Origin of the sequence: Halobacterium salinarum DSM 3754 (genome assembly GCF_008124605.1) — an archaeon.
Classification (GTDB): domain Archaea; phylum Halobacteriota; class Halobacteria; order Halobacteriales; family Halobacteriaceae; genus Halobacterium; species Halobacterium salinarum.
This window is the reverse complement of sequence record NZ_VRYN01000003.1, coordinates 131,975-153,043: the sequence shown is the minus strand read 5'-3', so window position 1 is coordinate 153,043 and position 21,069 is coordinate 131,975. Positions and strand designations below refer to the sequence as shown.

At 70.6% G+C, this 21,069-nt stretch carries 20 protein-coding genes and 2 tRNA genes; 11 read left to right on the top strand and 11 right to left on the bottom strand.

What is annotated here, in order from left to right; all coding sequences use genetic code 11:
• Positions 1–90 precede the first annotated feature (90 nt).
• Together APQ99_RS08880 and APQ99_RS08875 are read left to right on the top strand one after the other, a co-directional pair.
• A tRNA-Glu gene (locus APQ99_RS08880) sits at positions 91–165 on the top strand.
• 377 nt (positions 166–542) lie between these two features.
• The gene (locus tag APQ99_RS08875) at positions 543–977 is read left to right on the top strand and encodes a GtrA family protein (protein WP_010902960.1); all 435 of its coding nucleotides are present in this window, start codon (positions 543–545) and stop codon (positions 975–977) included.
• 11 nt (positions 978–988) lie between these two features.
• Here the strand turns inward: APQ99_RS08875 and APQ99_RS08870 are convergent, their stop codons facing one another.
• Together APQ99_RS08870 and APQ99_RS08865 are read right to left on the bottom strand one after the other, a co-directional pair.
• Positions 989–3,436, bottom strand: coding sequence for a right-handed parallel beta-helix repeat-containing protein (locus APQ99_RS08870; protein ID WP_010902959.1), 2,448 nt, complete (start codon positions 3,434–3,436; stop codon positions 989–991).
• Positions 3,433–4,551: a thrombospondin type 3 repeat-containing protein gene (locus APQ99_RS08865; protein WP_012289308.1), complete on the bottom strand. Its 1,119-nt coding sequence runs from the start codon at positions 4,549–4,551 to the stop codon at positions 3,433–3,435. The genes APQ99_RS08870 and APQ99_RS08865 overlap by 4 nt, the downstream gene beginning before the upstream one ends.
• Before the next feature lie 117 nt (positions 4,552–4,668).
• Between APQ99_RS08865 and APQ99_RS08860 the strand changes: the two genes are divergently transcribed.
• Positions 4,669–6,354 carry a hypothetical protein gene (locus tag APQ99_RS08860; RefSeq protein ID WP_010902957.1) on the top strand — a complete coding sequence of 562 codons (1,686 nt, stop codon included), beginning with the start codon at positions 4,669–4,671 and terminating at the stop codon, positions 6,352–6,354.
• Between the two features lie 14 nt (positions 6,355–6,368).
• Here APQ99_RS08860 and APQ99_RS08855 read toward each other — a convergent pair whose 3' ends face one another.
• Entirely contained in the window at positions 6,369–6,710 is a 342-nt protein-coding gene (locus APQ99_RS08855) for a hypothetical protein (protein ID WP_010902956.1), read from the bottom strand.
• Between the two features lie 176 nt (positions 6,711–6,886).
• Here APQ99_RS08855 and APQ99_RS08850 point away from each other — a divergent pair, with 176 nt between their 5' ends.
• Complete coding sequence (locus tag APQ99_RS08850) at positions 6,887–7,024, top strand: hypothetical protein (RefSeq protein ID WP_227970939.1); 138 nt, start codon at positions 6,887–6,889, stop codon at positions 7,022–7,024.
• Positions 7,025–7,119: 95 nt separating this feature from the next.
• On the opposite strand, the gene APQ99_RS08845 is transcribed toward APQ99_RS08850, so the two are convergent.
• The 4 genes from APQ99_RS08845 to APQ99_RS08830 all read right to left on the bottom strand — a co-directional run bounded on the left by APQ99_RS08845 (position 7,120) and on the right by APQ99_RS08830 (position 10,020).
• Positions 7,120–7,533 (bottom strand): hypothetical protein, encoded by a 414-nt coding sequence (locus tag APQ99_RS08845; protein WP_012289307.1) that lies wholly within the window; start codon positions 7,531–7,533, stop codon positions 7,120–7,122.
• The gene (locus tag APQ99_RS08840) at positions 7,520–7,741 is read right to left on the bottom strand and encodes a hypothetical protein (RefSeq protein WP_010902953.1); all 222 of its coding nucleotides are present in this window, start codon (positions 7,739–7,741) and stop codon (positions 7,520–7,522) included. Before APQ99_RS08840 ends, APQ99_RS08845 begins: the two co-directional genes overlap by 14 nt.
• Before the next feature lie 131 nt (positions 7,742–7,872).
• Positions 7,873–7,947: transfer RNA gene (locus APQ99_RS08835), tRNA-Glu, on the bottom strand.
• A gap of 93 nt (positions 7,948–8,040) precedes the next feature.
• On the bottom strand, positions 8,041–10,020 hold the full coding sequence (locus APQ99_RS08830; protein ID WP_010902952.1) for a 3-hydroxyacyl-CoA dehydrogenase/enoyl-CoA hydratase family protein: 1,980 nt from the start codon (positions 10,018–10,020) through the stop codon (positions 8,041–8,043).
• A 141-nt stretch (positions 10,021–10,161) separates the two neighbouring features.
• On the opposite strand from APQ99_RS08830, the gene APQ99_RS08825 reads away from it, so the two are divergent.
• The 5 genes from APQ99_RS08825 to APQ99_RS08805 all read left to right on the top strand — a co-directional run bounded on the left by APQ99_RS08825 (position 10,162) and on the right by APQ99_RS08805 (position 14,379).
• Positions 10,162–10,737: a DNA-3-methyladenine glycosylase family protein gene (locus APQ99_RS08825; RefSeq protein WP_010902951.1), complete on the top strand. Its 576-nt coding sequence runs from the start codon at positions 10,162–10,164 to the stop codon at positions 10,735–10,737.
• A 146-nt stretch (positions 10,738–10,883) separates the two neighbouring features.
• The gene (gene sdhC / locus APQ99_RS08820) at positions 10,884–11,276 is read left to right on the top strand and encodes a succinate dehydrogenase, cytochrome b556 subunit (RefSeq protein ID WP_012289306.1); all 393 of its coding nucleotides are present in this window, start codon (positions 10,884–10,886) and stop codon (positions 11,274–11,276) included.
• Position 11,277: 1 nt separating this feature from the next.
• Positions 11,278–11,640: a succinate dehydrogenase hydrophobic membrane anchor subunit gene (locus APQ99_RS08815; RefSeq protein ID WP_010902949.1), complete on the top strand. Its 363-nt coding sequence runs from the start codon at positions 11,278–11,280 to the stop codon at positions 11,638–11,640.
• A 6-nt stretch (positions 11,641–11,646) separates the two neighbouring features.
• Positions 11,647–12,525 (top strand): succinate dehydrogenase/fumarate reductase iron-sulfur subunit, encoded by an 879-nt coding sequence (locus APQ99_RS08810; protein WP_010902948.1) that lies wholly within the window; start codon positions 11,647–11,649, stop codon positions 12,523–12,525.
• Between the two features lie 6 nt (positions 12,526–12,531).
• A complete protein-coding gene (locus tag APQ99_RS08805; protein ID WP_010902947.1) occupies positions 12,532–14,379 on the top strand; it encodes an FAD-binding protein in 1,848 nt (615 codons plus the stop codon).
• Here the strand turns inward: APQ99_RS08805 and purD are convergent.
• Complete coding sequence (gene purD, locus APQ99_RS08800; protein ID WP_136361469.1) at positions 14,373–15,665, bottom strand: phosphoribosylamine--glycine ligase; 1,293 nt, start codon at positions 15,663–15,665, stop codon at positions 14,373–14,375. The two genes, APQ99_RS08805 and purD, sit on opposite strands and share 7 nt — an antisense overlap.
• 134 nt (positions 15,666–15,799) lie before the next feature.
• Here purD and APQ99_RS08795 point away from each other — a divergent pair, with 134 nt between their 5' ends.
• Positions 15,800–17,965 carry a thioredoxin domain-containing protein gene (locus tag APQ99_RS08795; protein WP_136361468.1) on the top strand — a complete coding sequence of 722 codons (2,166 nt, stop codon included), beginning with the start codon at positions 15,800–15,802 and terminating at the stop codon, positions 17,963–17,965.
• Here APQ99_RS08795 and APQ99_RS08790 read toward each other — a convergent pair.
• Entirely contained in the window at positions 17,955–18,305 is a 351-nt protein-coding gene (locus APQ99_RS08790) for a TlpA family protein disulfide reductase (protein ID WP_010902944.1), read from the bottom strand. The two genes, APQ99_RS08795 and APQ99_RS08790, sit on opposite strands and share 11 nt — an antisense overlap.
• 128 nt (positions 18,306–18,433) lie before the next feature.
• Between APQ99_RS08790 and APQ99_RS08785 the strand changes: the two genes are divergently transcribed.
• The gene (locus APQ99_RS08785) at positions 18,434–19,417 is read left to right on the top strand and encodes a PLP-dependent cysteine synthase family protein (RefSeq protein WP_136361467.1); all 984 of its coding nucleotides are present in this window, start codon (positions 18,434–18,436) and stop codon (positions 19,415–19,417) included.
• 13 nt (positions 19,418–19,430) lie between these two features.
• Here APQ99_RS08785 and APQ99_RS08780 read toward each other — a convergent pair whose 3' ends face one another.
• The gene (locus APQ99_RS08780; RefSeq protein WP_136361466.1) at positions 19,431–19,883 is read right to left on the bottom strand and encodes a DUF5804 family protein; all 453 of its coding nucleotides are present in this window, start codon (positions 19,881–19,883) and stop codon (positions 19,431–19,433) included.
• Positions 19,880–21,058, bottom strand: a complete 1,179-nt coding sequence (locus APQ99_RS08775) for a tRNA sulfurtransferase (protein ID WP_136361465.1) — start codon at positions 21,056–21,058, stop codon at positions 19,880–19,882. Before APQ99_RS08775 ends, APQ99_RS08780 begins: the two co-directional genes overlap by 4 nt.
• Between the last annotated feature and the right edge of the window lie 11 nt (positions 21,059–21,069).

Genomic DNA, 21,069 nt, shown 5'->3' with positions numbered 1-21,069 from the left:
GCGTGTCCCCCGGCGCTACGGGAGGGAGTGACAGTCTGCCCGCGAGACGAAACGGTTATTTGTGTCTCCCAATTACCGAAGAGTGGACGCGCTCCGTTGGTGTAGTCCGGCCAATCATCTTGCCCTCTCACGGCAAGGACTAGGGTTCAAATCCCTGACGGAGCATTCCAACTTCCTGCAGTCGCGTTACGATCACCGATCACCGGCTGGTGTGGCATAAAGCATGCGTGGCCGCCCAGCTGTGGAACGGTTCCAAGGGGTGTCAGCGGACCGCAGGTGAAAACGTCTCGGGGATCCGGTGGCAGTCTATCAGGGAGCGTGTGACACCCGTTAGTGCCACCGTATCCGTTCATTCCGGATCACACAGATAAGAGTATGCCTCGTGATATCAGCCATGATAACGGCGAACGCAACTCCCGGCTGGGTTGCGGTGTGCGTTGACACGACCGGAACAGTGATACATCGTTACACACGTACGCCTCGGTAGGCGTGACTCACACGAGAGCGACTGCGTCGGCCACTCCGACGGTGGTGCTGTGTGGATGATTCGGCGGCTGCTTCGCCGCGCTAACTCCGGGCCGACCGCAACCAGGCTGCGCCGGTTCGCCGCCGTCGGTGTGGTTGCGGCGGGCGCCCAGATGGCGCTGCTGTGGGTGTTCGTTGACGCGGTCGAGGTGGCCTACATCCCCAGTGCGGTCGCCGCGATCGAGGCCACGATCGTGCTGACGTACGTCTTGAACAACGCGTGGACCTTTCAGGCGATCCGGAACAGCGGCCGCGTGGAGTACGCCGTTGGGCTGGTGAAGACCAACGTCGTTCGCGGGACCGCGATCCCGATCCAGTTGGGGGTGTTGTTCGCGCTCGTCGAGTGGTACAGCCTGCCGTACTTGCTCTCGAACGCCGTCGGCATCCTCGTCAGCGGTGGCTACCGGTTCGTGCTCGATCTGCGCTGGACGTGGAGCACGAGCGCCAACTGAGACCCCACCGGCTACCTGCTCGCCGCGGCCACGACCGCGGCGGTCACCACACCCCACCCAGCGAGTGCCACGCCGCCCGCCGACAGCAGCGGCGGGACCGCGAGCAGTCCGGCGGCGATCCAGACGCCGGCGGCGACCACCGCGAGTGCGTGCGCGACCCGCCCCCGAACCGGGGGTTGGGCACCGCGCATCGACGCGACGACGCCGTACCCGCCGACGCCAACCGCAAGCACCCACAGCGCGCCCCCGAGCAGTCCAGGGACCGACAGGACGCTATCCAGAAGCGACGGCGGTGCGGCGCTGTCCGCGGGCTGAGGTGGGCCGGCTGTCGGGGGCGGTGCCGTCGTCGCTGGGGCCGTGGACGCGTCCTCAACCCGGACGGTCGTCGTGGCGGGCGGGCGGCTGGCCACCCCCCGGTCGTTCACCACAGCCACCGCGATCTCGTGTGCACCGGGGTCGTCGAACGCGCTGACGAGCGACGGCGACGCCTGCGTGGGGCGGCGCTGCCCGTCCACGGTGAACTGGTAGGTCGCGTTCGGCCCGGCAGGGGACGCCGCCGTGACCCGGACATCGGTGCCGGCGGCGACCGTCGACCGGTTGGCCGTGAGGCTGACTGATGGGCGCTCGATGAGCGCGCGATGCGGTGTCTCCGCGATCGGCGCGATGTCGGCGACGCCCCGCCGCATGCGGATCGTGTCCCCGTCGCCGTCGGGCGTGACGCTGGCGTAGAACGGCCCGCTTGGGGCCCCCCAGTAGTTGTGCTCGGCGTCGATGGTGCCGTTGGTCGCGGCTCGCAGCCCGACGAGGTGGCCGTAGATGTCGTTTCGCGTGATCGTGACGTTCCCGGAGGCGTTGGTCAGGGTCACACCGACCGACGGGCCGACGGCACTCGCGTCGGCGCTGCGGGCGGTTGAGCGCGTGTTGACGGCGATCGTGTTGCCCGTCAGCCGAACCGGCGACGGCCCGTCGACGGTGATGCCACGCGTGTTGGCGGCGACCGTGTTGTTCCGCGCGGCGACGGGGCCGCCGTTCGCCGCGCCGGAGACGCGCGCGCCGAAGGCCACGTTGTTCACTAGCGTGTTGTTCGCAACCGTCAGCGGCCCCGGGGTGCGCGCGGCACGCACGCGCACGCCGCCCCGACCGTTGGCCGCCACACGGTTCCCCGCGACAGTGAGGTTCCGGACGCGACTGCCCCGAACGTTCACCCCCCGGTCGTGGCTCCCGCGAACCGTGTTGTCCGCGATCGTGGCACCCGAAAGCACCGGCGCGTGGAGCGCAACGCCGTCGCCGCCGCTGCCGGTGACAGTGTTGTTCCGAACGTCGAGTCGGGAGACGAACAGCCGTTGGGCGTCGATCGAGACGCCCGCACCGACGGTCTCGCGGAGCGTGTTGTTGGTCACGGCGACCGAGACGTGTGGCGGCTGGCGCTGTGCGCGGCGGTGCGTGAGCGCGATGCCGCGGGCAGCGCCACGCACTGTGTTGTCGTCAAGCACGACATCATCGAGGTCGATGGCGCGCCGAACGCCGATCCCGTCGCCGTCGACCCCGTGGACGTCGATGTCGGAGACGCGCACCCGATCGAGGTGCCCGCTCTCGATGGTGACGGCGTCGCCGCGGGCGTCGGCGAACTCGACGCCGTGCACGGTGGTGTACGTGACACTGCGGTCGTCCGGCCCGGGAACGTCGGCCGCACGGTTGCCCGTGGAAACGGCGACGCCGCCGGACTCGTAGCCGGTGATCGACCCCCCGACGACCGACACACCGACCAGGTGGCGGGCGCGAACCACCACGCCGTACTGGCCGGGGTTCCGGAAGTCGGTGTCCCGGATCGTGACGCCGGCCACACGGCGCGCGAACGGGTCCGTTCCGGGGGTCGTGACGGCCACGCCCGCGTAGCCGGTGTCGGCGATCGTCGAGCGCGCGAGCCGCAGCGACGGCGGCCCGTCGGCGGTCGTGACGGCCACGCCAGCGCGCACGTGCTTGCGCAGCAGGCTGTCCTGGACGGTGATGCGGCCGTCTGCGGACGCCACGCGAACCGCCGTGGTGGCGTATTCGACGGTGGTGTTTGCGAGGCGCAACCGGGAGTCAGCGGTGCCGGCGTACGTGATGGCGGTCCACGAGCCGGGCTGTGGTTTCGGGCGCGCGGTCGTGAACGACACGCGGTCGGTGCTCGTGCCGGCCGCATCGAGGCTGCCGGCCACCGTGATCGAGGCGTCCTTGGCGACCTGGACCGTCGTGCCCGGGGCGACGGTGAGCGTCGCGTTCTCCGTGACGGTCAGTTCGGTCGTCACCACGTACGGGCCCTCACCGGGGGTCCACGTGGTGTTCGTCGTGACGTTCGTGCCGACGTACGTCGCGTCGCCGGTGGCAGCCGCCGATGTGCCGGCACCGAGCGCGGCGGCCGCGAACACGAGCCCCACCGCGAGCGCGGCGAGCAAGCACACCACGGCGCGCCTCATGCATTCCCCTCCGGAGGCCCGAACAGTACTCGCCCGAGCTGTGTGGCGAACGCGTCGGCGCTGGGGCCGCTCGGACGGATCACCGACGCGTGCGCGGTCTCAAGCGCGCTGTGTTGCGTGGGATCGGTGCCGTCGAGCACCTCCCGGCCGTCGTTGACGCCGTCGCCGTCGGTGTCGACTGCCGTCGGATCGCTACCGAAGCGCCGCACCTCGATCCCGTCGGTGAGCCCGTCACCGTCCGTATCGGCGACGGTCGGGTCGCTGTCGTAAACGCCGACTTCCACGGCGTCCGTGAGTCCGTCGCCGTCGGTGTCCCGCTCGGTCGGGCTCGTCCCGAGCTCCGCCTCAGCGGTGTTCGGAAGCCCGTCGAAGTCGGCGTCGACGGCCGAAGCCGGCGTTCCCTGGAGGCGCTCGGCGAGACTCCCCGTCGCCTCGGGGAGCGACCCCGCACGGAGTTCGGCGGCGTCGTCGACGCCGTCGCCGTCGGTGTCCCGCTCGGTCGGATCCGTGCCGGCGACCCGTACCTCGACGCCGTCCGAGAGTCCGTCGTCGTCGGTGTCCCGGGTCAGCAGCGCCGTACCGGCGCGCACCTCCTCGTCGTTCCGGAGGCCGTCGCCGTCACGGTCGCCGTTGCGCTTGATCGCGTGGACCGTGATCGTGGTCTCGTTGACGCGCTCCTCGACCCGTGTCTCGGGGTCGTACATGCCCACGTGGAGCTCGTGGACGCCGGTCTCGAACTCCCCGGCCGGCACGGGCAGCGAAACGGCGCGTTGCTCGCGCTCCCGCATCGTCACCGTCGTGGTGGCGACTGCGTCGTCGAACACCGGCTGGAAGCTGGACAGCGAGTCGTTCGTCAGCCGCAGTCGGTAGGTGTCGTAGCGGCTCGTGGATTCGAAGACGATGTCCTGGGTCGTCGCGACGATGTCGGTCCGGGCGTTGCGCCAGATGAACTGCGTGTCGTTCTCGACGGTGGCGTTGCCCGGACCGGAGACGCCCACCGTGACGACGCCGCCACCGGTGTCAATGCGGCCGGCCGCTGGGGCCGCTGTGACGGCGACGCTGGCGGCGACAACGACCACAACGGCTGCCACCGCTGTCGAACGGCGGCGCGACATGCACACGAGTATGCTTGAACCCGTAGTGTACTTGAACATACTGGTGGCCGGGTGCGCCGGGGCCTCGGCACCGGGAATGCGGAGGCCTGAAATCGCCCACCGACGTACCACGGGACAATGACTCAGCGGGTCCGCTGGCAGCGACCGCTCCCCGGCGGCGAGCACGCAACCGTGACGCGCGTCGTTGGTGACCACGAACTCCCCGAGTCGGGGGCCGAAACCCGGCGGTTCCGCGTGGACGCCACCGCCGACTGGGTGCGCGCTCGGGCCGCGGGCGGCGACGTGACGCGGCCCGCGGCCGACGCCGTTTCGGTCTCGCTGCCCGCCGATGCCGGGCTCACGCGCCTGCGGCTCACAACGCCGGACGGGACGACGCGGCTGTGGCTCCCCGGGCCGGCAGCCGCAGCCCGCATCGACGCCGCCCTCGACGGCGACCCGACTGCCGCCCGGCAGCTCACGGCGCACGCCGGTGGCGTCGCTGCGCTCGCGTTCGCCGCCGGCGAGTGTCTCACGCAGCCCGGTCTCTGCGACCTGCTGGACGCGGTCACGGCGGCCTCGGACAGCGCCGCCGACGACCTGCACGCGCGCCGGTACGGCGTCCTCGTGGGCATGCTATCGACCACCGCCGGGCCGCCGACGGACACCGCGGCGGACGTGCGCGCGCTCTGTGAGGGGGTTGACGCCATCGACGCCGTCGGGGACGTGTCGGTGAGCGCCGTCGTCGCCGAAGCCATGCACCGGGTGACAGACACGCCACGGGGGGCGCGGGCGTTCCTCGCCGACCACGGCGTCGAGCCGCGGGCGCTGGCCGACGACAGCGACGGCGTGTTCTTCGCCGCGCTGCTCGCGCACGCCGCGACCACGCGTGGCCTCCCGGCGGCGAAACGGTGTGCGACCCGGTGGCCGGCGTCGAAGACCTTCGGCGCGGCGAAAGCGGACGCCGAAGCCGCCGACTACTGGGCGCGCGGCGACGCGTGGCGCAGCGCCGTCCCCACGGCCGCCGACCAGTCCGACGCAGTGTTCGCGTACGCGCTGGCGAACGCGCTGTACTGGACCGCCGAGGTCGACCGCGGCGACAGCCGCATCGACGAGCTGCTGTTCGACGGCGCTGTGGTGGCCGGCCGGGAGATCGACCACGACTGGATCATCGGCCACAGCCGCTTCGAGCGCGCTCGCGCCCGCGCCCACCGCCACCGAACGAGTCGCACCCACGCCCTCGCCATCGCGGCGTTCACCGACGCCGAAGCGATCGCCGACCAGTGGTCGTTTCTGGACGCCTGGGAGCCAGTGTACACGCGCGCGATCGTGGCGTCGAACATGGCGTCGGCGCGTGGCAACCACCACGCCGCGGTCGGGGCGCTCGACGACGGCCGAGCGGCGCTCTCGGAGCTGGCCGTGCCGGACGCCCGTCGTGAGGAGATGTACACGCACTTCGACGCCCAGCGCCACGAGCGCCGCGCGATACTCACCGACGAACCCGACCAGCGCCGGTCACACCTGGAGGCGGCGCGCGCACAGTACGACCAACTCGGGTTCGACCGGTCCGTCGAGCGCATCCAGGAGAAGCTCGCAGCCGCGCCCGACCACGGAGACGACGCCACGAACGGCGGCGTGCGGGACCGCCAGCGCGCGGCGCTCGCAACCCGGCAGTCACTGGCGGGCAGCGACCGCGGGCCGGCGCTGGCGGACATCCCGGCGCTCCACGACTTCCTGACGGAAACGGCCCCCGAGGCCGTCGGCAGCCCGGATCCGGGCGTGCTGCCCAGCGAGCGCGGCGGCCCACCCGACGACCTGCCCCCGTAGCACCACGCCGGCGCTCAGGCGTACTCGGGGGCGCGGTCGTCGTGGTCGGCAGCCACCCGGGTGGCGTCCACGTCGGCCACGGAGTCGATGCCGAAGCCGTCGGCGAGCGCGTCCGCGGTGGCGCGCTCGATGTCCGGCGCGTCGGCGACCGTGACGACCGCCGTGACTGTCGCCGTGACCTGGAGGTCGTTCAACCGCGGGCGGAGGTCCTGGACGTCGATCCCATCGACGCTGGCGACTGCGGACACGCCGCGCACGACGTTCGTCACTCCGTCCCCGAGGTCGCCGGTGGCGTTCCGAGGCACGTGCATCGTGAGGTCCGCGGTGATCTGTACCGTCTGGTTGGCCGTAGCCATAGCCTCCCGCCGAGAGTCGAACTCGGCTGGAGCGGGACCGCCCGCCGGGAGTGCCCGGCAGTCCACGGCCACCGCTGGGGGAACACGAGGGCGCCAACAGCAGTACTGGTGCTAGAATGGCGTCCACGTCATCCCCCGGGTGGTGTGTCGCGCGCAGTTACGCAGCGAGGGTGGACGTGGACGCCGATTTCGGCGCAAATCCTGTTGTTGCCACGCATCCCGTTCGAGAGCATCCGGACCCGCCACTGCTCGTGGCGGCGGTGCCGGATGCGGGGGATGCTGCGGCGATCATGAGTGGATTCGAGCCGGTGTGACTCGCGGTCAGCGAGTCGCTCGTCGCGTGTACGAAGTCACCTGAGCCACATAAGTGTTGCCGCACTGTGAGAGTTGTTACCGCAGTGGGCGCCGGTCACGACGTGAGCGCGCCGGCCAATCGCCGAGCGGCACCGAGGGCGGCGGTGACACCGCGGCCGGCGGCGACGGCTGCACCACCAACGCGCAACGCAGCCGGCGCGACACCCATGCGATCCGAGAGCGCTCCGGGGGACGCGTCCGCGCCGACGACCGCGACGGGGGACTCCCGAACCCGCAACTCGACGGTGAGGTCCGCGTCCTCCAGCGCCGCCGCCGCGGCGGGGACCTCGGACCGCGGAACGCCCCCCAGCGCGTCAACGCCCGCGGCGAGCGTTGGCACGTCTACGAGCAGGCGGTCGCCGGTCGAACGGACCGAGACCGGCGTGCCGTCGATCGAAACGTCGAGGTCGGTGGCCACTGACAGCGGCGGCCGGCCGTCGTGGTGGGACGCGCCGTCAGTCGCGCTCACGAGTGGTGACGCGGATCGTTCCGTCCACGTGCCAGCGCGCGTGCTCGGCGTCATCACCGGTCCCGCTGGGGACGTCCACATCGAGTTCGTCGAACTCGTAGATGATCTCCGCGCCGCGCCCGGTCAGGCGGTCGTAAAGCCCAACCGCGAGGTCCGGCCACGTCGTCGGTTCCTCGACGGTCTCGCTCGCTGAGTCTGTCTCGCTCATCAACGATGATGAGGGACCGGCAGGTGTTAAATCTAGTTACATGTATCCGAGCATTCAGTCGACGGGACGGCGACGGCCACGGCTCACAGCCGGACTACCCAGTCAGCGGTATCGCACACGACCGCAAGAAATGCTCGGTCAGGGATTTGAACCCTGGTCGTCGGCTCGAAAGGCCAACATGATTGGCCGGACTACACCAACCGAGCGTCCGCATCCGGACTGAACGACCGCTCACGTATAAATCCCTCTAATCTGATTCGCCACGACAACCACCGACGCGCCACCCGACGGCGCGGCGGCTACTCCCCGTTGAACTCCGGCTCCCGGTCCGCGGAGAACGCGCTGACGCCCTCCATCAGGTCTTGGGTGTTCATCAGCTGGCCGAACGACTGCGCCTCGATCTCCAGGCCGGCGTCGGTGTCGTCGCGGCCGGCACGCATCGCGCGCTTCGTGTACTTCATGGCGATCGGCGGGCCGGCGGCGAGGTCGCGGGCGAGCTCCCAGGCGCGCTCCTCGAACGCCTCGGTGGTGACGACCTCGTTGATGAAGCCGTAGTCGGCCAGTGTCTCGGGGGCGAAGCGGTCGGCGGTGAAGATGATCTCCTTGGCGCGGCCCTCGCCGACGATGTGCTTGAGGCGCTGCGTGCCGCCCCAGCCCGGGAGGAGGCCGAGATCGTGTTCGGGCTGGCCGAGCTCGCTGCGCTCGCTGGCGAGGCGCATGTCCGCGCAGGTCGCCAGCTCCATCCCGCCGCCGAGACAGTAGCCGTCGATGGCCGCAACCACCGGCTCGTCGGCGGCTTCGAGCTTGCCGAACGTCTGCTGGCCCATCCGGGAGAGCTCCACCGCCTCTACGGGGTCGGCGTTGCCCGCCATCGACGTGACGTCCGCGCCGGCCGAGAACGCTTTCTCACCCGCGCCGGTCAGGAGGACGGCGCGCACGTCGTCGTCGTCGCCGAGCACGTCGATCGCGTCCGACAGATCGGCCAGCAACTCGCCGCTGATGGTGTTCATGCGGTGCGGGCGGTCGAGTTCGATGTGGCCGACGTTGCCGTCGACGGAGACGCTGACGGCGTCGAACTCCCGGCGGCCGTCCGCGTCCTCGTCGCCGCGCCCGTGGAACGACTCGCCGGCCGCCGCCATCTCGGCGAGGGTGTCGGCGGGCTCGTAGCGCGCCTGCCCGGTCGCCTCGTGGGCCGCAACCAGCGTCTCGTGGAGGTACGTGATGCCCGCTGCGTCGGCCATCTTCGCGGGGCCTTCGGGGTAGCCCGCGCCCAGCATCACAGCCTCGTCGATCTCCGCGGGGTCGGCGACGCCGCCGCCGACGAGCTTCGCGACCTCGTTGGCCATCACGGCGGTGAGCCGGTCGGCGATGTCGGCCCGGATCGCGTCGGTCGGCACGTCCGCGCCGGCCGCGTCATCGCCGTAGTCGTAGAAGCCAGCGCCGCTCTTCCGCCCGAGGTCGCCGGCCTCGACGTGGTCGACGAGCACCGGACACGGCTCGTAGGCCGTGCCCAACACGTCCTGCATGTAATCGAGGACGTCGTGGGAGACGTCGATGCCCACCTGGTCGGCGAGCTCGAACGCCCCCATCGGCAGCCCCATGTCGTATTTGGTCGTGGAGTCGACCTCGGCGATGGTCGCCTCGTCGTCGTGGACGAGCCACGCGGCCTCGTTCAGCAACGGCACGAGGATGCGGTTGACCACGAACCCGGGGGAGTCCTTGCGCACCCGCACCGGCGTCTTCCCGAAGTCCGCGGCCAGCGACTCGATGCATTCGAGCACCGCGTCGTCGGTGTGCGCCCCGGAGATGACTTCCACCAGCTCCATCCTGACGGGCGGATTGAAGAAGTGCATGCCGCAGAACCGCGCGGGGCGCTCGGTGACCTCCGAGAGGTCCGTGATGGAGAGACTGGAGGTGTTGGTGGCGAACACCGCGTCGGCGGGGGCGTGCGCCTCGACCTCGGTGTACACGTCGGTTTTGATCTCCATCTTCTCGGGGACCGCCTCGATGACGACGTCCACGTCGTCGACGGCGTCGCTCACCTCGACGTGCGTGCTGATGCGGTCGAGTGCGGCGTCGGCCGCGGCCTCGGTGAGCTGGTCGGATTCCGCGAGCTTCCCCAGCGACCACTCGATCTGGTCGTAGCCGTCCTGGACGAGCTCCGCGGAGATGTCCCGGAGCCGCACTGTGTATCCGGCCATCGCGGCCACTTCCGCGATCCCGTGGCCCATGTTTCCGGCGCCAAGCACCGCGATGCTGTGGATGTCATCGACGTCCATGCGGGAGTGGTCGCCGGCTGCCCCGTTGAACCTTTCCCTCTCGGTGGCTGACAACAGTGCACACGTTTACGCGCGTGGACACACCGCCAGCGAACCACCCGACAGCGCAGCCCCCAAACGTCGCCGCACCGAACCAGGCGTATGGCCGACGCACACGACGCGCTCAGGACCGACCCGACGCTCGCGCCGCTGCTCGACGCCCACGGCGAACTCGCAGTCACCCCCCACGACGACCTCTTCGAACGCCTCGTCGTGGCGATCATCCGCCAGCAGCTGTCGACGGACGCCGCGGCGACGATCCGCGAGCGCGTGTTCGACGCCGTCGACGTGACCCCGGCCGGGATCGCCGCCGCCGATCCGGCCGTCCTGCGCGACGCCGGGCTGTCCCGCCAGAAGACCGACTACGTCACCAACGTCGCGGCGGCGTTCCGCGAGCACGACTACACGCGGGCGCGGTTCGCCGAGCTGAGCGACGCGGCGGTGCGCGAGGAACTCACCGCGATCACCGGCGTCGGGGACTGGACGGCGTCGATGTTCCTGCTGTTCGCGCTCGGCCGAGCGGACGTCTTCCCGGTGGGGGACTTGGGCATCCGGACCGGCATGCAAGCGCTGTACGGCGCGGACACCACGCGCGCCGAGATGCGGGAGATCGCCGACAGCTGGCGGCCGTATCGGTCGTACGCGTCGCTGTACGTGTGGCGTGCACAGGACGCATAGTCGCTGCCGCCACACCGTGACCGCGCCAGCGCACGAGAGCGGCTGCTTACCGGTTCTGCGTGCTATTTTCGGGGTTTTTTCAGGGTTGCGTACTCGCTGAGCGTGTAGTAACTTCTATGTGCGGTCAGTCCCGACCGTTAGTTGGTATGAGCGAGTCGTATGACCGAGGCCTTGTGGCGGACTTCGGCCGATGGACGGAGTTCTCGGCCGGCATGTGGGCCTGGGTGTTTCACAAGTTCACAGGGTGGGTTCTCGTTGGCTATCTGTTCACCCACATCTCGGTCCTGAGCACGTCGCTACAGGGCGCACAGGTTTACAACAGTACGCTGAGTGGATTGGAGAGTCTGGCCATCGTGCGCCTGCTCGAAGTGGGGCTGCTGGCGGTGGCCGTGTTCCACATCCTGAACGGCATCCGGCTGCTGTTCGTGGACCTCGGCGTTGGGCTGGAGGCACAGGACAAGAGCTTCTACGCGTCGCTGGTGTTGACGGGCGTGATCGTCGTCGCCAGCGTGCCGACGTTCCTCACGGGTGCATTCTGAGATGGCGAAACGATACTCCTCGTTCCGATCGGGATCGACGACGTGGCTGCTCCAGCGGCTGACCGCTGGGTTCCTCGTCGTGGTGTTGGCGTTCCACTTCTTCAACCTGCACTTCGTCAATCACGCCTACAACATCGACTTCGCCGGCAGCCAGGTCCGGATGCAGAGCCTCGGCTACTACGTCACGATGGTGTTGTTCCTCGTGACGGCGACGTTCCACGGGGTCAACGGCGTCTACAACGCCCTCGTGAACCAGGGCATCGAGGGGAACGCCAAGCGCGCCGCGCAACTCGTGCTTGGGGTTGCCGGCGTGCTGTTGATCGTGCAGGGGATTCGCGTGGCGAACGCGCTTGCGGGGTTCTAGATACGAATGAGCACGAAACCATCACAATCAGAGACCGAGACCGAGACCGACACGGAGCCGGCGACCACCGGCCACCAGCAGCGCCGCCTCGACGACAAGCGTGCGCGGGCCGACGACCGCGACGAGGCCGCCGCGCAGGCCGAGACCGAGTTCGACGGCGAGACGGTCGAGCTGAAGGTGTTCCGGTACGATCCGGAGATCGCGGGCAAAGAGGAGCCGCGCTTCGACACGTTCACCGTCCCCTTCGAGACGGGGATGACCGTCCTGGACGCGCTCATCTTCGCGCGGGACAGCTACGACTCCAGTCTGACGTTCCGGCATTCCTGCCGGCAGGCCGTCTGTGGGTCCGACGCGTTCTTCGTCAACGGCAGCCAGCGGTTGGGCTGCCAGACCCAGATCGAGGATCTGGAGTGGCCGGTTCGTGTCGAGCCGCTGCCCCACTCGGACGTCGTCAAGGACCTGGTCGTGGAGATGGATCACTTCTACGACCAGATGGAGTCCGTCGACCCGTTCTTCGACCCGGACGACCTGCCCGACGGCGAACTCGAAGAGCAGCGCCAGAGCCGACAGAACCGCGAGAACATCAAGCTCTCGACGCGCTGCATCTGGTGTGGCGCGTGCATGTCCTCGTGCAACATCGCCGCCGGGGACAACAAGTATCTCGGCCCGGCAGCAATCAATAAGGCCTACCGGTTCTATATGGACGACCGTGAGGGATCGGAGAAGCGACAGGAGCGCCTGGAGATCATCGAACAGGAGCACGGCGTGTGGCGCTGCCAGACGCAGTTCTCCTGTACGGATGTGTGCCCCAAGGACATCCCGCTGACCGAGCACATTCAGGAGCTCAAGCGCGAAGCAGTCAAAGAGAACCTGAAGTTCTGGTAACAACTCATGTACGAGCACGACGTCATCGTGGTCGGCGGCGGCGGCGCGGGACTCCGCGCAGCCATCGCCGCCCAAGAGGAAGGCGCAGACGTAGCGATCGTCACGAAGCTCCACCCGGTGCGCAGCCACACCGGGGCCGCGGAGGGCGGCATCAACGCCGCGCTCCGTGACGGAGACTCGTGGGAGGACCACGCGTACGACACGATGAAGGGGTCGGACTACCTCGGGGACGCCCCGGCCATCGACACCTTCGCGAAGACCGCGCCCGACGAGGTCATTCAACTGGAGCATTGGGGGATGCCGTTCTCCCGGGAGGACGACGGGCGCGTGAGCCAGCGGCCGTTCGGCGGGCTGTCGTTCCCGCGGACCACGTACGCCGGGGCCGAGACCGGCCACCACATGCTGCACACGCTCTACGAGCAGGTCGTGAAACGCGGCATCGAGGTGTACGACGAGTGGTACGTCTCGGAGCTGGCGGTCACCGACGAGGACAACCCCAACGACCGCGAATGCCACGGCGTCGTGGCGTGGGACGTGCAGTCCGGCGAGATCGCGGGGTTCAAAGCCAGTGACAGCGTCATCCTGGCGACCGGCGGGATCGGGCAGGCGTTCGATCACACGACCAACGCCGTCGCGAACACCGGCGACGGCGTGGCGATGGCGTACCGCGCCGGCGTCCCCGTCGAGGACATGGAGATGATCCAGTTCCATCCGACGACGCTGCCGTCGACGGGCGTCCTCATCAGCGAGGGCGTGCGTGGCGAGGGCGGCATCCTCTACAACGGCGAGGGCGAGCGGTTCATGTTCGAGCACGGCTACGCCACCAACGACGGCGAGCTGGCGTCCCGAGACGTGGTGTCGCGGGCGGAGCTCACGGAGATCAACGAGGGCCGTGGCGTCGACGACGAACACATCTACCTCGACATGCGCCACCTCGGCGAGGAGCGCATCACCGACCGCCTGGAGAACATCCTCCACCTGGCCGAGGACTTCGAGGGCGTCAACGGGCTCGAGGAGCCGATGCCCGTCAAGCCCGGCCAGCATTACGCCATGGGCGGCATCGAAACCAACGAGTTCGGGGAGACGTGTGTCAGCGGGCTGTACGCCGCCGGCGAGTGTGCGTGCGTGAGTCTCCACGGCGCGAACCGCCTCGGCGGGAACGCGCTGCCGGAGCTCATCGTGTTCGGCGCGCTCGCGGGCCGCCACGCCGCCGGCAAGGAGATGGCCGACCCGCTCATCGAGACCGGGCCCAGTGACGCCCTCGAACACGACGAGCTCAGCGTGCCGACGGGCGCGCCCGACGGCGACGCGGGCGTCGCGGAGCCGGCCACCGACGGCGGCGCACAGGGCGCGGTGGACACCCGCGCACCGACCGACGTGGTCGCGGACACGGCGACCACCGAAGAGGAGCGCATCGAGGCGCTGCTGGGCCGCGAGGACGGCGTCAACCACGCCGACGTGCGCGCCGACCTCCAGCAGTCGATGACCGAGAACGTCAACGTGTTCCGCACCGAGGACGGCCTCAAGCAGGCGCTCGCGGACATCCAGGACGCGCGCAAGCGCTACCAGGACGTCTACGTCGCCGACAAGTCGCGGACGTTCAACACGGACCTGCAACACACGATCGAGACGCGCAACCTCCTGGACGTCGCGGAGATGATCACCATCGGGGCGTTGGCCCGCGACGAGTTCCGGGGCGCACACTGGCGCAAGGAACACCAGGAGCGCAAGGACGACGAGTGGCTCAAACACACGATGGTGTCGTGGAACGACGGCGACCCCGACCTGTGGTACCGCCCGGTGCTGCTTGAGGGGCACGACGACACCTACGAGCCGAAGACGCGCTCCTACTGACCGTCTCGCAGGCGGCGCATGCGGGCGTTGCGGTCCGCTAAGAGCGTTTCACTGCCGATGTCCCGGCGCACGCGCACGCCGTCGGGCAGGTCTGCGAGCGCGGCGTCGACAGAGGTGGCGGCGGCGGGGATGCTGTCGCCGGTACCGACGACGGCGAACGACCGCGACGTGGTGGTCGTGAGGGTGCCGTCGTCGTGGGCGTCGACGCTGGCGTAGAACAGCTCCGCGTCCCCCGTCGACGCGTCGTCGATGGTGATGGTGGTGCCGCCCGTGGGATCGGTCGGGTAGCCGTCCGGAACGGCGTACGTGCAGACCGTCGCCGGCTCCGAGAAGGCGAGCTCGGGCAGCGCTTCGCCATCGCGGGCCGCAGCCAGCACGTCCAGGAGCGGCGTCTCCATCGTGGTCAGCGTGTTCATGGCTTCGGGGTCGCCGAACCGGGCGTTGAACTCCACGACTTTGGGGCCGTCGGCGGTGAGCATGAACTGGCCGTAGAGCACGCCGCGGTAGTCTTCGAGCCCGTCGACGACGGCGCGGATGGTGTCGACGGCGGCCTGGTAGTCGGCGTCGGTGGCGAACGGCACCAGCCGCCCGGGGCCGGCGATGCTGCCCATGCCGCCCGTGTTCGGGCCGTCGTCGCCCTCGTAGGCGCGGCCGTGGTCGTGGACGACCGGCGTGGTCCGGATGTCGCCGTTGGCGACCAGCGCCTGGACCGTGATCTCGACGCCGTCGAGGCGCTCCTCGATGACCCAGTCGTCGTGGTCGCTGGTGCGGATGTAGTCGGCGGCCGCCGGCTTCGAGAGCTGGTCGCCGGTGACGCGGACGCCCTTGCCGCCGGTGAGCCCCGCGGGCTTGACCGCGACGTGGCCGTCGACGCCGGTGACGTAGTCGGCGGCCGCGTCCGAGCCGTCGAACGTCTCGAAGTCGGCCTGCCCGGGGACGTCGTTGGCGGCCATGAACTCCCGCTGAAACTGTTTGTCCGTCTCGATGCGGGCGTCGGCCTGTGTGGGGCCGAACGCGTAGATGCCGGCGTCGGACAGCGCGTCCACGACGCCGGCGGCGAGCGGGGCCTCGGGGCCGACGACCACGAGGGTGGCGTCGACGGCCGTGGCGTGGTCGACGACCGCCGCGGGGTCTGCCGGATCGAGGATCGTGAGGTCGTCGGCGAGCGCGTCGATGCCGGGATTACGGGTGGACCCAGCCGCGTAGAGGGTGCAGTCGTCGGCGAGCGCGTCTGCCAGCGCGTGCTCTCGGCCGCCACCGCCGAGCAGGAGGACACGTTCGGTCATACCCGCCACCGACTCCCCACGACAGTGTAAACGTTCTCCTTTCTCGTGGCGGATCTATCCACGGACGTGGTATACCACCGGCCGGCGGTGACGCGACACCGGGGTTTACCCGCGCGGGCGCGCTACCGGGGGGCATGACCCATCCGACCGCCCGCAACCGCTTGGACGAGGCGGCCAGCCCGTACCTCCGCCAGCACGCCGACAACCCGGTGAACTGGCAGCCGTGGGGCGAACCGGCGTTTTCCGCCGCCCGCGAACACGACGTGCCGATCTTCCTCTCGATCGGCTACTCGGCGTGCCACTGGTGTCACGTCATGGCCGAGGAGTCGTTCGCCGACCCGGAGATCGCTGCCGTCCTGAACGAGCAGTTCGTCCCGGTGAAAGTCGACCGCGAGCAGCGCCCGGACGTCGACGACCTCTACATGACCGTCTCACAGGTCACGCGCGGCAGCGGGGGGTGGCCGCTGTCGGTGTTCCTCACGCCCGAGCGCAAGCCCTTCTACATCACAACCTACGTCCCCAAGGAACCGACGCGCGACCAGCCAGGGTTCGAGAGCCTGCTTGAGGATGTGACCGCGAACTGGCGGGAGAACCGCGGGGACCTCGACGCGCGCGCCGAGCAGTGGCTGCAGGCAGCCCGCGGGGAACTGGAATCCGTGCCCGACCCCGTCGACGACGCGGGCACCGACTCGCCGCTGCCCGCGGCCGCCGGCAGCATCGCCGACGCGGCCGACGCCACACACGGCGGGTTCGGGCGCGGCCAGAAGTTCCCCCATGCGGGCCGCCTGCGCGTGCTCCTGCGGGCGACACAGCGCGACGCCGGGGACGGCGCGCGCGCCGCCAGCGCCGCCCGCCACACCCTCACCGCGATGGCCGACGGCGGCCTCCACGACCACGTCGGCGGCGGGTTCCACCGATACTGCACGGACCGCGAGTGGACGGTGCCCCACTTCGAGAAGATGCTGTACGACCAGGCGGCGCTGGCGCGGCTGTACGTCGACGGCTACCGCGCCCTCGGCGACAGCCGGTACGCCGATGTCGCGCGGTCCACGCTGACGTTCGTCGACCGCGAGCTTGGCCACCCCGACGGCGGGTTCTACGCCACACTCGACGCCCGCAGCCCACCCCCGGACGCCCCCGACGGCGACCGCGAGGAGGGCGCATACTACGTGTGGACGCCCGATCGCGTCGCCGCCGCGATGCGCGATCACGCCGCCGCTGCACCCTGCGACACCGCGGACGCGGACGTGCTCGTTGACGCCGCGTGCCGGCGCTACGGTATCGACGACACGGGGAACTTCGAGGGCGGGACCACCGTCCCCACCGTGTCGGCGTCGGTGGGTGCCATCGCGGACGCCTTCGACACCGCCCCCGCCACGGCCGAGGCGTGGTGTGACGTGATCGACGCGCGCCTGCGGGCGGCCCGAGCCGACCGCCCACGGCCCGCGCGCGACGAGAAAGTGCTCGCCGGGTGGAACGGCCTGATGGCGCGCGCGTACGCCGAGGCCGGGCTGGCACTCGACGACCGGTTCGCCGAGCGCGCCGCCGACGCCATCGCGTTCGCACGCGACACGCTCTGGGACGGCGACCGGCTCGCCCGCCGCAGCATCGGCGGTGATGTCGCGGGCGTCGGGTACGCCGCCGACTACGCGTTCCTCGCCGCCGGCGCGCTGGCCACCTACGAGGCCACCGGAGCCGTGGCCCACCTCGACTTCGCGCTGGATCTCGCCGACGCCATGCTTGAGGCGTGCTACGACGCGTCGGCGGGCGTGCTCTATGAAACGCCCGCGTCGGTCGACGACGTGGCCGTGCGCTCGCAGGCGACCGGGACCGGCTCTACCCCCAGCCCGGTCGGCGTGGCCGCGGACACCCTCGACGCGCTGGCTGCGTTCGCGCCCGCGGCCGGCTACGACGACGCCGCCGCGGCGCTGCTGTCGCGGTACGGCAGCCACATCGCGGAGTCTCCAGGCCGCCACCCCGAGCTCGTGCTCGCGGCGGACACGCGCGCCGGCGGCCGCCGCGAGATCACGGTGGCCGCCGACGACCTCCCCGACGCGTGGCGCGACGCCGTCGGCGCGGCGTACCTGCCCGACCGGCTGCTGTCCAGGCGGCCCCCGACCGAGGACGGCCTGGACGCCTGGCAGTCCACGCTGGACCAGGCGTCGGTGCCGCCGCTGTGGGCGGGCCGAACTGGTGGCGACGACGGCACGCCGCGCGCGTACGTCTGCCGGCGGGCGTGCTCGCCGCCGCTGGACGACGCTGCGGGCATCACCGAGTGGCTCGCCGAGTTCAGTCGCTGAGCGCGTCCGCCAGATAGCGCTCGGGCGGGAGCGAGTCGCGCTCCTCGAAGCGCGCGTGTTCGGTGCCGTCGGCGCCTTCGACGACGACCGTCGGGATGCGGTCGATGCCGTACTCGTCGACGCGCGGCCCGGTTTTTCCGTCGTCGCCCCGCGACACCGGGTGCACGGCCGGTTCGACGCCGCTGGCGGCGAGCGCGGCGGCGAAATCCGGGAGCTGGGACCGGCAGTCGCCACACCAGTCCCCGCCCCAGACGTGCACGGTCGCGTCCGCGGGCAGCGATTCGAACGCCTCGATCACGGCCGGATACGACTCCGCGTCCCACGCCGGGTTCGGCTCCATCGTGGTGAGTGACACGCCTGGGGGTTGGCTGCTCGCGGACAAAAACCCCGGCCCCCTGGCAAGCGACGACTGGGAAACGCTGGCCGCGCCCGTTACACGTTTACTCCACAGCCACGTACGTCGGGGCAATGAAAGACAGCATCCTGGACGCCATCGGGACGCCACTCGTTCGGCTCACGGCACCCGAGGGTGCGACCATCGCGGCGAAGCTGGAGGGGTTCAACCCCGCCGGCTCGGCGAAAGACCGGCCGGCCAGGGAGATGGTGTTGGCCGCCGAGCGCGCGGGCGAGATCCAGCCCGGCGACCAGTTGGTCGAGGCGACCAGCGGGAACACGGGGATCGGGCTGGCGCTGACCGCCGCCGCCCGCGGCTACGCCCTCACGATCGTGATGCCGGCGTCGATGTCCACGGAGCGCAAGCAACTGCTGCGCGCGTACGGCGCGGACCTGGAGCTGGTGGACGCCGGCATGGAGACCGCGAACCAGGTGGCCGACCGGGTCGCCGCCGACACCGGCGCGTTCCGGGTGGGACAGTTCGAGAACCCCGCGAACCCGCGCGCCCACTACCGGACGACCGCCGAGGAGATCCTCGACCAGGTCGAGGGCCGCGAGATCGACGCGCTCGTTGCGGGCGTCGGGACCGGCGGCACGATCACCGGGACCGCAACCAGGCTCCGGGAGGCCCATCCCGAGATGTCCGTGGTCGCGGTCGAGCCGGAGGCGAACGCGGTGCTGTCGACGGGCGAATCGGGCGACGACGACTTCCAGGGGATGGGGCCGGGGTTCGTCAGCGACAACCTCGACCGGGAGCTGATCGACACCGTCGAAACCGTGGCGGTGGACGCGGCGGAAGCCGAGACGCGGCGGCTCGCCCGCGAGGAGGGCGTGCTCGTGGGCCAGTCCAGCGGCGCGGCGGCGCTGGCGGCCACCCGGACCGCCGAGCGCATCGCCGACCCCTCGCTTGACTGCCCGGACGTCAGCTTCGACGCCGACGCCGTCGGCGATCCGGACGCCATCGCGGACGGTGGTGACGGACCCGACGACTGCCCGCTGGTCGTCACGATCCTGCCCGACACCGGCGAGCGATACCTCTCGGCGGGCGTGTTCGACTGACCGATCCGCGGCGCTACTGGAACTCCGCGGCGGTCACCCGCACCGGCAGCGTGTCGTCGACCGCGCGGCGGTCGTACGCCGGCACCTCGTCGCCCTCCCGGGTGGCGTAGATCGGCTCGACGAGCGCGCCGTCGACGATCCCGTAGAGCTTCAGGCGGGCGTCCGTCTCGGCCGCCGGGAGATCGCCCGCTCGCACGCGGGCGGCCACGTCGCGTGACAGCCACTCGTGTTCCGCCACGGACGGGTCGCGAACCATCGCGGCGTCGGCGAGCCGGGCGAGATACCAGTTCAGGTCGTTCAACAGCGACACCGCCGCCCCGAGGCTGACGGTGGTCACGGCCACGGTGTTGGCGTACGGCGACCGCACGTCGTAGGTCGACAGCGCGCGCCGCGCCGTCTCGTACTCGAACAGCGCCGCCCGCAGCGACGGGTCGTCGTCGGTCCCGAGGATCAGCACGTCGGTCACGCGACCGCCACCTCCACGGGGCCGGTGTCGGCGGCGACCGTGCGCGCCCACTCGAAGAGCGCGTCGGGTTCGTCGGCGCGCACGCTCTCGATGGGGGCGGCCGTCAGCGGCTGGCGCGGCGCGAGCCGGTTGCAGCCGACGTCGAGGCTGGAGTCCCGGAACGTGTCGATGGAGCGGGCGGCCGCGGTGATGCGTTGTTTGTCCCACGTGAGCAGCGGTCGGTGGACGGGCAGCGTGGTGGCGCGGTCGACGACGCCGAGGTTCGCGGTGGTCTGACTGGATTTCTGGCCGACGGCTTCCCCGGTGACGATGCCGGCCGCGCCCGCGTGCTCGGCGACGTGCTCGGCGACGCGGTACATGAACCGCCGGAACGAGAGCATGCGCGTGCGCCCCGTCGCCGCGGCCAGCCGGTCGATGGCGTCGCCGGCCGGCGCGACCCGCAGCGAGAGGTCGTGGTTGGGCGCGTAGTCGTCGAGCGTGCGCACGGCCGCCTCGGCGCGGGCGCGATGGTCGGGGCCGCCGTAGTCGCCCAACGCCAGGTACAGCGGGATGACGGGCGCGCCCCGGCGCATCGCCTCCCAGGCGGCGACCGGCGAGTCGATGCCGCCGGAGACGAGCGCGACCAGCGGCTGCTGGGTGCCAAGCGGCATGCCACCGGGGCCGTCGCGGTGTGTCAGGAACACGAACGCCTCGGCGTCCCGGACTTCCACGAAGAACGTGATGTCCGGGTCGTCGAGATCAACGACCGGCTGGAAGTCGTCCTCGACGGCGGCCCAGACGGCGTCGCCGCCCACGCGGTTGACGTCGTGGCTGTCGAAGTCGTGGGTGCCGGCGCGGCGCGCGTCGACCGCGAACGCGCCGCCGTCGTAGTGGGCGCGGGCGGCGGCGGCGAGCGCGTCGCTGATCGCGTCGAGGTCGGGGGCGACTGAGACGGCGGGGCTGGCGGAGACGACGCCGAACGTGTCAGCGGCCGCACCCGCCGCGCGGCCGGGCGCGGGACTGCGAACGAGGACGCGCCCCCATTCGCGCTCGACATCGCCGGGCACGCCGCGGTCGGCGAGCATCGCGGCGACGTTGTCCCGGAGCGTCCGCTCCATGTCGGACTGGACGTGACTGGATTTCACGCCGACATCGCCGTGCCTGACGACGACGCTGTCGGCCCCGGGTGGAAGCATGCGTGGTGGAA